Origin of the sequence: uncultured Corynebacterium sp., assembly GCF_902782855.1 — a bacterium.
Classification (GTDB): domain Bacteria; phylum Actinomycetota; class Actinomycetes; order Mycobacteriales; family Mycobacteriaceae; genus Corynebacterium.
The window spans coordinates 22,203-34,082 of record NZ_CACZOO010000134.1 but is presented as its reverse complement, the minus strand read 5'-3'; the positions used below and the strand labels follow the sequence as shown (position 1 = coordinate 34,082).

The 11,880-nt window shown below is 69.4% G+C and carries 9 protein-coding genes; 1 reads left to right on the top strand and 8 read right to left on the bottom strand.

Annotated features, from left to right (window positions below; genetic code table 11):
* The 8 genes from QZV72_RS06170 to QZV72_RS06135 all read right to left on the bottom strand — a co-directional run.
* Positions 1 to 1,398 (bottom strand): AMP-binding protein (locus QZV72_RS06170; protein WP_297006334.1); only part of this gene is annotated, 1,398 nt, incomplete at its 3' end.
* A gap of 6 nt (positions 1,399 to 1,404) precedes the next feature.
* Positions 1,405 to 2,331, bottom strand: coding sequence for a CoA ester lyase (locus QZV72_RS06165; protein ID WP_297006332.1), 927 nt, complete (start codon positions 2,329 to 2,331; stop codon positions 1,405 to 1,407).
* Positions 2,328 to 2,828, bottom strand: a complete 501-nt coding sequence (locus tag QZV72_RS06160; protein ID WP_297006341.1) for a MaoC family dehydratase — start codon at positions 2,826 to 2,828, stop codon at positions 2,328 to 2,330. Before QZV72_RS06160 ends, QZV72_RS06165 begins: the two co-directional genes overlap by 4 nt.
* A gap of 14 nt (positions 2,829 to 2,842) precedes the next feature.
* Positions 2,843 to 4,030 (bottom strand): acyl-CoA dehydrogenase family protein, encoded by a 1,188-nt coding sequence (locus QZV72_RS06155; protein WP_297006330.1) that lies wholly within the window; start codon positions 4,028 to 4,030, stop codon positions 2,843 to 2,845.
* Positions 4,031 to 4,061: 31 nt separating this feature from the next.
* Positions 4,062 to 6,212, bottom strand: coding sequence for a biotin carboxylase N-terminal domain-containing protein (locus QZV72_RS06150; RefSeq protein WP_297006328.1), 2,151 nt, complete (start codon positions 6,210 to 6,212; stop codon positions 4,062 to 4,064).
* 13 nt (positions 6,213 to 6,225) lie between these two features.
* Positions 6,226 to 7,755 carry a carboxyl transferase domain-containing protein gene (locus tag QZV72_RS06145; protein WP_297006340.1) on the bottom strand — a complete coding sequence of 510 codons (1,530 nt, stop codon included), beginning with the start codon at positions 7,753 to 7,755 and terminating at the stop codon, positions 6,226 to 6,228.
* A 449-nt stretch (positions 7,756 to 8,204) separates the two neighbouring features.
* Entirely contained in the window at positions 8,205 to 8,849 is a 645-nt protein-coding gene (locus QZV72_RS06140) for a TetR/AcrR family transcriptional regulator (RefSeq protein ID WP_297006326.1), read from the bottom strand.
* A gap of 47 nt (positions 8,850 to 8,896) precedes the next feature.
* Positions 8,897 to 9,802, bottom strand: coding sequence for an SDR family oxidoreductase (locus QZV72_RS06135; protein ID WP_297006324.1), 906 nt, complete (start codon positions 9,800 to 9,802; stop codon positions 8,897 to 8,899).
* Between the two features lie 169 nt (positions 9,803 to 9,971).
* Here QZV72_RS06135 and QZV72_RS06130 point away from each other — a divergent pair, with 169 nt between their 5' ends.
* Entirely contained in the window at positions 9,972 to 11,810 is a 1,839-nt protein-coding gene (locus QZV72_RS06130) for an acyclic terpene utilization AtuA family protein (RefSeq protein ID WP_297006322.1), read from the top strand.
* The last annotated feature ends 70 nt before the right edge of the window (positions 11,811 to 11,880 follow it).

Here is an 11,880-nt window from a genome sequence, read left to right as displayed (position 1 = left end):
GTAGATGTTCTCCCCGCCGCGGATGACCATGTCCTTGATGCGCCCGGTGATCTGGACGTAGCCGTCGGCGTCCATGGTCGCGAGGTCGCCGGAGTGCATCCAGCCGTCGGAGTCGATCGCCTCAGCGGTCTTCTCCGGCATGTCCCAGTAGCCCCGCATCACCGAGTAGCCACGGACCAGCAGTTCGCCCTGCGTGTTGCGGGGCAGCGTCTCTCCGGAGCCGTCGGGGTCGACGATCTTCACCTCCAGATGCGGCCCGACCCGGCCGACGGTCTCGACCCGCTTGGTCACCGGGTCGTCCGGCATGGTCTGGTGGTTCACCGGGGAAGTCTCGGTCATGCCGTAGCAGATGCCGATCTCCTCGATCCCGAGGATGTCGATGATCTCCCGCATCGTCTTCGTCGGGCAGGAGGTGCCCGCCATCACGCCGGTGCGCAGGCGGGACAGGTCCAGTTTCTTGCCCTTCTCCGCCAGATGGTCGAGCAGCTGGAGTTCCGCCATGAACATCGTCGGTACACCGAGCAGGCTGGTGGCCTGACCGTGGTGGGCGGCCTCCAGTGTGTTCTCGGCGTTGAAGACCGGGCCGGGGATGATCGACGCCGCCCCGTGGGTGACTGCGGCGAGGATGCCGATGACCATGCCGAAGCAGTGGAAGAACGGTACCGGGATGACCACCCGGTCAGCGTCGGTGTAGTTCAACCGTTCGCCGATCATGAACCCGTTGTTGAGTACGTTGTGGTGGGTCAGGGTCGCGCCCTTCGCCATGCCGGTGGTCCCGGAAGTGTACTGGATGTTGATCGGGTCGTGGGGGTCGAGGGTCTCGCGTACCGGATTGAGGTCGCCGATGGCACTGTTGGCGAGTTCCTCCCACCGCTCGGAGCCGAAGAACACGGTCTCCCGGTAGGGTCGGTCAAAGGTGTGTTCGACAGTGCCGACCATGGCCCGGTAGTTCGAGTCCTTGAACCGGCCGGCGGAGAACAGGGCCCGGATGCCGGACTGGTTCACCGCATAGGTCAGCTCCCGGGTGCGGTAGGTGGGGTTGATGCAGACGAGGATCGCCCCGATCTCGGCGGTGGCGAACTGCAGCACCATCCATTCCCAGCGGTTCGGTGACCAGATGCCGATCCGGTCACCCTTCCGGTAGCCGGCGTTGTGCAGGCCGGACGCCAGTCGCAGGACCTTGCGGTGGAACTCCTGGTAGGTCAGGTGGATGTCACCGTAGAGGTCGATGAGTGCGTCGTGGTCGGGGTAGGCGGCCACGGTGCGGGCGAGGTTCTGCCCGATGGTCTCGGTCAGCAGCGGGACATCGGTCGGGCCGAGCTGGTGGGAGACCGCCGGGTCGATGGCCGCAGGACCGGTCCGGGTGATGTCATGGTGCGGTCGCAGTGTGGAGGTCATGGTGGGTCAGCTCCTGTCGGTGACGGTAGAGATGGCGCGGGAGAGGATCAGCTCAGCCTGACGGCGCAGCGGTGCGTCGACCATCTGCCCGTCGATGGCGAAGGCCCCGGAGTTCTCCGCTGCTCCGGCGGCGACGCGACGCGCCCAGTCGAGCTGTGCGGGGTCAGGTCGGTAGGCGTCCCGGATGACCGGGACGAGTCGGGGGTGGACGGCGACGGTGGCGGCGAATCCGCTGGCAGCGGCGTCCACCGCCTCGGCGCGGGCACCGGCGGTGTCGGCGGTGTCCGCGTGGATCGCGTCGAGGGCGGCGATGCCGGCGGCCGCCGCGTGCAACAGCACCAACGAGCGGGTCAGCCGGGGCACCTCACGGTAGCCGCCGGGTTGACCGGAGAGTCCGCCACCGGCGGCCTGCATCTCGTCCGCCCCGTAGCGCGACGCTGTTCCGCCGAGTGCTGCGGTGAGGTCCTCCGCGCCCCAGAACAGGGCGTCCACCCTGGGGTGGCTGGCCAGGGACGACAGATCGAGGACTCCTCCCGGGGTCTCGACCAGTGCGATCACCCTGAGCCTGGAGGCGTCCGCACACACCCCGGACAGGGCGTCGACGGACCGTGCGCCCTCCGCCTTCGGCAGCATCACCGTGGTGAATCCACTCCTGCGGACAGCCTCCAGGTCCGCCGCGAGGTCCGGGGAAGTGACGGGGTTGATCCGCACGACGGTGCGGTCGGGGTCCAGTTCGCCACGGGCGGCGATGATGTTGTGCCGGGCGGCAGCCCGGTTCTCGGCGCGGCAGCCGTCCTCCAGGTCGAGGATGACGGTGTCCGAGCGGGACGCGGCCTTGACGAACCGCTCCGGCCGGTCGGCGGGGGCGAAGAGCAGGGCGGGGCCAGGCGGAGTCCAGTGCGGGGTCCGGTGCGGGGTCCGGGAAGTGGTCATGCCTGCCCCTCCTCCACCGGCCGGCACTGCACCAGCGTGTTCCGGACCGCGGTGCACACGATGTCACCGTGCTGGTTGCGGCCGATGTGACGCAGTTCGACGATCCCCTGGTTCGGGCGGGACGCCGAGCGGCGCACCGACACACACTCGGTCTCGGCGTAGAGCGTGTCACCGTGGTACATGGGGGCCGGGAAGGTGATCTCGTTGAACCCCAGATTCGCGACGATGGTGCCGAGGGTGAGCTGGTTGACGGACAGACCCACCACGGTGGACAGCGTGAACATCGAGTTCACCAGCCGCTCGCCGCGGAAGCCCGGCTGGGTCGCGGCCCAGGCGGCGTCCAGATGGAGCGGCTGGGTGTTCATGGTCTGGGTGGTGAACAGAGTGTTGTCCGCCTCAGTGACGGTGCGGCCCGGGCGGTGGAGGTAGGTGGTGCCCGCCTCGAACTCCTCGAGCCAGAGGCCACGCTGTTCGACGGTCTTCGGTGTACCGGTCATCTCAGTCACGGCCCTCACCCTTCCAGTCCGAGTGAGCGGGCGATGAGCATGAGCTGGACCTCGGTGGTGCCCTCGCCGATCTCCAGGATCTTCGAGTCGCGGTAGTGGCGGGCGACGCGCGTCTCGTTCATGAACCCGGCGCCACCGAAGACCTGGGTCGCGTCCCGGGCGTTGTCCATCGCCGCGTCCGAGGCGACCATCTTCGCGATCGAGGCCTCTCGGCTGAAGTCCGCCCCGGTGAGCATCTTGGCCGCCGCGGCCCGCCAGGCCTGGCGGGCGGTCCAGGCGCGGGCCTCCATCCGGGCGATCTTGAAGGAGACACCCTGGTACTCGGCGATCGGACGGCCGAAGGAGGTGCGCTGCTTCGCGTACTCCACCGCCTCATCGACACAGCCCTGGGCGGCGCCGGTGGCCAGCGCGGCGATGGCGATGCGTCCCTCGGCGAGGATGGAGAGGAACTGGGCGAAGCCACGGCCGCGCTTGCCGAGCAGGTTCCCCTCGGGGACGACGACGTCGTCGTAGCTCAGCGGGTGGGTGTCCGAACAGTTCCAGCCGACCTTGTCGTAGGCGGGCTCGGCGGTGAACCCGGGGGTGCCGGTGGGCACGATGATCGCTGAGATCTCCTTGCGGCCGTCGCCACGGGTGCCGGTCACCGCGGTGGTGGTGACCAGGGAGGTGATGTCGGTTCCGGAGTTGGTGATGAACTGCTTGGAGCCGTTGATCCTCCAGCTGCCACCGTCGAGGGTGGCGGTGGTCTTCGTTCCGCCGGCGTCCGATCCTGCGCCGGGTTCAGTCAGACCGAAGCCTGCGAGTGCCTTTCCCGCGGTCAGGTCGGGAAGGTACCGCTGCTTCTGCTCCTCGGTGCCGAAGCGGTAGATCGGCATCGCTCCGAGGGAACAGCCGGCCTCCAGGGTGATGGCGACGGACTGGTCGACCCGCGCCAGTTCCTCCAGGGCGATACCGAGGGCGAAGTAGTCACCGCCCATACCGCCGTACTCCTCGGAGAACGGCAGTCCGAACAGTCCCATCTCCCCCATCCGGGCCTGGATTCCGTAGTCGAAGGTGTGGTTGCGGTAGTTCTCCGTCATCTTCGGGTCGACGACCTCGTGGGCGAACTCCTCGACGGTGTGTCGCAGGGCGATGAGCTCCTCGCTGAGGCCGTCGTCGGCGGGGTTGTGGCGTCGGGTGGTTGCTGCGGTCATGATCGGACTCCTGTGTGCGTTGGGGATGCCATCAGGCGATGGCGGTTGTGGGGACGGTTTCGGGGGCGGGGACGGTGGCGAGGACGGCTCCGGAGCCGACCTTGTCCCCCAGCGCGCATCTCAGATGCACGGTGCCGTCGTGCGGGGCGGTGAGCGGGTGCTCCATCTTCATCGCCTCGAGGACGACGAGCGGCTGGCCGGCGGTCACAGTGTCACCATCGCTGACCTGCACGGCGACCACTGTCCCGGGCATCGGGCTGAGGATGTCCTCCGCTCCCGCCGCGCCGTCCGCCGCAGTGGCGGAGAGATCCAGCGGGGTGAGCACCCAGGTCCCGGTCGCTCCGGAGACGATCACCGACCCGTCATCACCGGATCTGGTGGTCCACCGCGAGGATGCGTCGTCCACCCCCGTGCCGGTCAGCACACGGACGGTCGCACCGTCGGCGCCGGTGGCTGTGGCGAGCACAGCGGCGGTCGTGTCGGGGACCGCGCCGGTGTCGGGAGTGGCCCCCCGGGAAGTACCCGGGTCAACCGGCGAGACAGTGAGCGTGTGGATGCCGTCTGCGTCGCTGAGCGTCAGATCCGCCGGTCCGGCACCGGGGACCGCGGCGCGGACCCGGAACGGGGCGGGGTCTGCTCCGGCCCGCCAACCGTCCGCGGCTGCCCAGGAGCGGCCGTGGCCGGCACTTCGGGCGTCCTGCGTCGCAGCGTCGCGGAGAGCGAGGGCCGCGACGAGCAGGACGGTCCCTGGTACGGCGGGTGCGGTGTAGTCCCCGACAATGCGGTCGAGCAGTCCGGTGTCCAGCTCACCGTCGCGCACCAGGGGGCTGGCGAGGAGGTAGCGGCAGAAGCCGATGTTCGTGCCACTGCCGTCAGGGGTCTCCAGTCCGGTGAGCACAGTGGTGGCCAGGGCGGCGTCCAGCCGGTCGAGCGCGTGGGCGCGGTCCGCGCCGTGGGCGATGACCTTCGCGAGCATCGGATCGTAGTCCGAGCTGATCTCCTGGCCGGCGACGATGCCGGTGTCCACCCGTACGCCGGGACCGGTCGGCCAGGCCAGTGAGCGTACCGTGCCACCGGTCGGCAGGAAACCGGTGGCCGGTTCCTCCGCGTAGACGCGGGCCTCGATCGCGTGACCGGTGAGGGTGACATCCTCCTGTGACAGGGGAAGGCGTTCACCCCGTGCCACCCGGATCTGCAGTTCGACGAGGTCCACGCCGGTGACCATCTCAGTGACGGGATGCTCGACCTGCAGGCGGGTGTTCATCTCCATGAAGAAGAAGAGGTCAGGCCGGTGGGCCGAGACGATGAACTCGACCGTGCCCGCGCCCCGGTAGCCGCAGGAGCGGGCTGCGTCGCACGCCGCCTCACCGATGCGGGCCCGGGTGGCCTCGTCGAGCAGGGCCGAGGGCGCCTCCTCGATGACCTTCTGGTGGCGGCGCTGCAGGGAGCACTCGCGTTCACCGAGGTGGATGACGTTGCCGTGGGCGTCCGCCAGGACCTGGACCTCGATATGACGGGGGGTGTCGACGAAATGCTCGATGAACAGCGTGTCATCACCGAAGGAGGACGCAGCCTCCCGGCGTGCGGTCACCAGCGCCGCCGGCAGATCCGCGGGGTCGGTGACGACGTGCATGCCTTTGCCGCCGCCGCCGGCCGAGGGCTTGATGAGGACGGGGAACTCCACGCCGGGACCACCGTCGGTCCCGGTGACCCCGGCGATGAGCCCGGCGTCGGAGAGGCCCGGCCGGGAAATGCCGGGGACGGTCGGCACTCCACGGGATTCGACGGTGGCGCGGGCGGTGATCTTGTCACCCATGCCCTCGATCGCCTCGGCGGGCGGGCCGATGAAGACGATGCCGGCGTCCGCGCAGGCCCGCGCGAAGGTGGCGTTCTCGGAGAGGAAGCCGTAGCCGGGGTGGATCGCCCCGGCACCGGTCGCCACGGCGGCGGCGATGATGCGGTCGGTGTTCAGGTAGGAGCCGGCGGCTGCGGCCGGCCCGAGCCGCACGGCGGTGTCCGCGAGGGTGACGTGCGGGGCGGCGGCGTCCGCGTCGGAGTAGACGGCGACGGCGCGCAGTCCCATGTCCCGCACGGTGCGGATGACGCGGCAGGCGATCTCGCCGCGGTTGGCGACGAGGACGGTGTCGAAGTTGATGGCGGGGTCGGTTGTCGGAGCAGTCATGGTTATCTCTCTCTCACATCCGGAAGACGCCGAAGCCGTCACCGGCACGGTCGTCGCGGGGGACACGGGCACAGACGTCGAGGGCCATGGCGAGGATGCGGCGGGTGTCCGCCGGATCGATGACGCCGTCGTCCCACAGTCGGGCGGTGCCGTACCAGCAGCTCGACTTCTCCTCGAACAGCTCCCGGACGGGTCGCTCGAAGTCCTCCCGGTCCGTCTCGGTCCACTCCCCTCCCTCACGGGTGATCTTCGCCCCGCGGACGGTGGACAGGGTCATCGCCGCCTGCGGGCCGCCCATCACCGAGACCTTCGCGTTCGGCCAGGTCCACAGGAACCGGGGGGAGTAGGCCCGGCCGCACATCGCGTAGTTGCCGGCGCCGAAGCCACCGCCGGTGATGACGGTCAGCTTCGGGACGGACGCGGTCGCCACGGCGGTGACCATCTTCGCCCCGTGCTTGGCGATGCCGCCCTGCTCGTAGTCCTTGCCGACCATGAACCCGGTGGTGTTCTGCAGGAACAGCAGGGGGACGCCCCGCTGCTCACACAGCTCGATGAAGTGGGCTGCCCTGGTTGCACCCTCACCGAAGATCACGCCGTTGTTGGCGATGACGCCGATCCGGTGGCCCTCGATGCGCGCGAAGGCGGTGATGACGGAATCGTCGTACTCCGCCTTGAACTCGTGGACCGAACCGGCGTCGGAGAGGACCTCGATGACCTCGCGGGCGTCATAGGGGGTCTTCAGGTCGGTGGGGACCACGTCATAGAGATCGGTCTGCGGCCGGGGCGCCGGGACGGGTTCGGCGTCCGGGGTGACGGGACCGTCCACGGGAAGTGTGCCGACGATCTCACGGATGCGCTGGAGTGCGTCCGCGTCATCGGCGGCGAGGTGGTCGGTGACCCCGGAGACGCGGGAGTGCATCGCCCCACCCCCGAGTTCCTCGGCGGTGACGTCTTCCCCGGTGGCTGCCTTCACCAGGGGCGGGCCGGCGAGGAAGATGGTGCCCTGTCCGTCGACGATGACGGTCTCGTCGGAGATCGCCGGGACGTAGGCACCTCCGGCGGTGCAGGAGCCCATCACCGCGGAGAGCTGCGGGATACCGGCAGCGGACATGCGGGCCTGGTTGTAGAAGATCCGGCCGAAGTGGTCGCGGTCGGGGAAGACCTCGTCCTGCTGCAGCAGCATCGCCCCGCCCGAGTCCACCAGGTAGATGCAGGGCAGACGGTTGGCCTCGGCGATCTCCTGGGCTCGCAGGTGCTTCTTCACGGTGACGGGGTAGTAGGTACCGCCGGAGACGGTGGCGTCGTTGGCGGCGATGAGGCAGAGCCGGCCTTCGACGAGCCCGATGCCTGCGACGATGCCGGCTCCGGGGACGTTCCCGCCGTACATCTCCTCGGCGGCCAGCGGGGCGACCTCGAGGAAGGGGCTGCCTGGGTCGAGCAGGGCGTCGACCCGGTCGCGGGGCAGCATCTTGCCGCGGGCGAGGTGCCGGGCGCGGGCCTTCTCCCCTCCTCCGGCGCGGGCGCGGGCGATGCGGTCACGCAGTTCGGCGGTGAGGGCGGCGAAGCCGGCGGGGCCGGGGTCCTCACGGGCCCGCGAGGGGGCCGGGGGGTGCGGGGTATTCACTGTGGGTGCAGTCACGGAGCTCGTCATCTCCCTGGTCGTCGGTGGTCGGTTCTCTGTTGTCGGCGGTTCCGGCGGTGGCTCCGCCGGCACCGTAACCGATTTCAGTTAATTGCCATTAACTGTTGTCACGAAAAGAAACCTTAGTGTGTTTCGCGACACAATCAACCCCTGATATGCCGGAGCCGACACATTCACGAAGAAAAGCTCCCCAACTGCACGTCAACCCCTGTGTGATCACCCCCGAACGGGGTAGTTTCGGTCGCCCCGGACCCGACCCCACCCCGTCCCCCTGCCACGTGATTGACCGCCACCCGACGGACGCCGAGAGCCGCGGACCGTCCGACGGACCGTCCGACCGGGGAGTACCGTCACTCCCCCCGCAGCCCCAGCGCGCCACGCGCCAGACGGGTCATTGTGGCACGCAGCGTCACCTCATCCCAGCGACGTCCCGCATGCTCGGTCGAGTTGAGCAGACCCGCCACCATGAGCACCGCCGCCCGGCCCGCCTCCCCCGTGAACGTCGGATCGTACGCGACCAGAGCCCGGGACCAGATCCCGAGGTACCGGCCCTGCATGGTACGGACGGCCTGCAGGTCGTCATCATCGAACCGGTAGAGTTCACGGTTCTGCAACCGGATGAGCACCGGCTCGGTCAGCGCGAAGTCCACATGCCCGTCAATGAGCAGCATCAGCTGCTCCGCAGGGTCATCGACCGTCTCCTCGATACGGGTCGCACCCGAGAGCAGCCGCTCCGAGACCCCGGTGAGCAGTTCGGCGAGGATCGCCTGCTTGCTGGCGAAGTGACGGTACACCGCGGGCCCGGAGATGCCCACCGACTCCCCCAGGTCCTCCAGCGTCATCGCATGGAACCCCTTCTCCGCGATGATACGGGCGGCGGCGGCCAGCAGCTCCGCCCGACGCCGCATCTTCGCCCGGGCACGCGGCCCCGGCGGCGCCCCGGACGCCGCACCAGGGGCGTCGGACAGGACGTGGTGAGTGTGCTGGGCCGGCATATCGGTGAGACTACCAGGGGAGACCGTCCGGGTCGGGTCCGGAACCGTCAGAGGAACAGGTCCAGCGTCAGCGGTTCCTCCCCACCGTAGCCCGACAGATCGGCCATCCCCGTCGCCCGCATCACGTCGGCGTCCACCAGCGTGTGACCGGTGACCGCACCGGGGGCGGTGGCCAGGACGGCGAGCGCGGCGTCCGCCATGATCTCCGGGCCACGGGAATGCCGAACGGACTCGTCCCCGCCGAGGCCGTCGGTGTTCTTCACCGCGGCAGTGGCGATGGTCGTCTCCGGCCACAGCGCGTTCGACGACACCCGCCCCGCAAACTCTCCGGCCCATCCCAGCGCCAGCACACTCATGCCGTACTTGCCCACCGCGTAGGCCGGGAAGTTGCCGATCCAGGTGTCCGTGTTCAACGGCGGAGACAGGGTGAGGATGTGTCCGTGACCGGAATCCAGCAGATGCGGCAACGCCGCCCGGGTCAACGCGAACGTGCCCCGGATGTTGATGTCCAGCATCAGGTCCAGCCGCTTCATCGGCAGCTCGACGGTCGGGTGCAGGTTGATCGCCGAGGCGTTGTTCACCACGATGTCGACCCCTCCGAACACCTCGACGGCCCGGTCCACGACACGGGCGACATCGTCGTCATCGCGGACGTCACCGACGACCGGCAGGGCACGTCCACCCGCCGCCTCGATCGCCGCGGCGGCGCTGAAGATCGTGCCGGGGATCCGGGGGTCCGGCTCGGCGGTCTTGGCCAGCATCGCGATGTTCGCGCCGTGCCGGGCCGCGGCCAGCGCGATCTCGAGACCGATGCCGCGGGACCCCCCGGACATGACCAGGGTGAGGCCGGACAGTGCGTCAGCACCCGGGACAGTCAACGGGAGGTCCGCGGTGCGGGCACGGAGGGCATCCACCGACGGGGTGGAGGTGGTGGGGTACTCAGGATTGCTCATGCGTCAGTCCTTTCCTGTGGGAACACATGTGACCACCGACATCGGCGGTACTTGACAGTGTGACACGAACCACAACATCACACTGCCGAAAAACAATCAAGCATGATTGCATTTTTCCCGCAGCTGTGATTGTGTGGTGCCCATCACATCTCAACCAGGGAGGACCACAATGACCGACAGCCGGCCACCGGTACGCATCGCCAACGCCTCGGGATTCTTCGGCGACCGTGCCACCGCCATGCGGGAGATGCTCGAAGGGGGGCCGGTGGACTACCTCACCGGCGACTACCTCGCCGAACTCACCATGCTCATCCTCGCCAAGGACAAGGCGCGGCGCCCCGGTGGCGGCTACGCGGCCACTTTTCTCCATCAGCTCGGTGACTGCCTCGACCTTGTCGCCGACAGCGGGGTGAAAGTCGTCTCCAACGCCGGCGGGCTCAACCCCGCCGGCCTCGCGGAGGACCTGCGCAGGCTCATCGCCGCACGCGGACTCGATCTCACCGTCGGCTATGTCGACGGTGACGACCTCACCACCGACCCGAGCGAAGAATCAGGGGCAACCGGTTCCCCGCTCTTCCCCGGCGCCGTGAGCGCCAACGCCTACCTCGGCGCGTTCGGCATCGTCGAGTGCCTCGACGCCGGCGCGGACATCGTCGTCACCGGCCGGGTGACCGACGCCTCCGTCATCGTCGCCCCTGCCGCCCACCATTTCGGTTGGACCCGCGACGACCTCGACAGGATCGCCGGAGCGATGGCCGCCGGTCATGTCATCGAATGCGGCACCCAGGCCACCGGCGGAAACTACCCCGGCTCCACCCGCGGCGAGCTCCCCGCCTCACCGGTCCTCCCCGGGTTTCCCATCGCCGAAATCTCCGCTGACGGCAGTTCGGTGATCACCAAACACCCCGGCACCGGGGGTGCGGTCACCGCGGGAACGGTCACCGCCCAGCTGCTCTACGAGGTCACCGGCGCGCGCTACGCGGGACCGGACGCCACCCTGCGGCTCGACCACCTGAGTGTCGAGGATCTCGGCGCCGACCGGGTCCGCATCTCCGGTGCGGTGGGTGAGCCGCCCCCGCCGACGACAAAGGTGAGCGTCAACCGCATCGGCGGCTACCGCAACGAACTGCACGTCCACCTCACCGGCCTCGACATCCCGGCGAAGGCCGACCTGTTCACCCGGCAGATGGACACCGTCACCCCACGACCCGAACAGGTCGAGTACCGGCTGGAGCGCACCGATCACGTGGATGCGGACACCCAGGCCGCCGCCACCGCGCGGCTCACCTGCGTGTGCTGGGACAGTTCGGAGGACGCGGAGAAGACCGTCAACGCGTGGGCCCGCGGCGCGATCGGCATCGGCCTCGGAACCTACTCCGGAGCCTACTTCGACGGGACCCCGCCGCGCGGCTCCTCCTACGGCGTCTACGAGCCTGCCTACGTCCCCAACGACGTGCCACGGCACTCCGCGCACCTCCCCGACGGCACCACCGTCACCATCGCCCCGCCGACGTCCACCGCCCCGGTCGGCGATCCGGTCACTGACCTCACCGGGGAGCTGCCGGTCGCCGGTGGTGTCACCGACGGTGTCTCCGGCGGTGTCTCCGGCGGCACCCGACGCGTCCCGCTCGGCACACTCGTGGACGCCCGCAGCGGCGACAAGGGCGGCAGCGCGAACATCGGGGTGTGGCTGCGTCCCGATGCCGCACCCGACGCCCCCGCCGTCCGGGCGGCCGCCTACGCCTGGCTGCTCGCCACACTCACCCCCGACCGGATCCGCGATCTGCTGCCGGAGACCGCCGACCTCGGGATCGCCGTGTACCCGCTACCGCGGTTGCACGCGGTGAACATCGTCATCCGGGACATTCTCGGCCACGGTGTGGCGCACGGCGCCCGTTTCGACCCGCAGGCGAAGGGGCTGGGCGAATGGCTCCGCTCCCGCTGCCTCGACATCCCCCCGGCCTTCGCCACCGGCCCGACCACCACCATCACCGAGGAGCTCCCGTGACCGCCCCAGCACCCACCCCGGTCCAGACGACCGTCGACCCCGAGTCCGGGGACTTCACCGCCAATGCCGC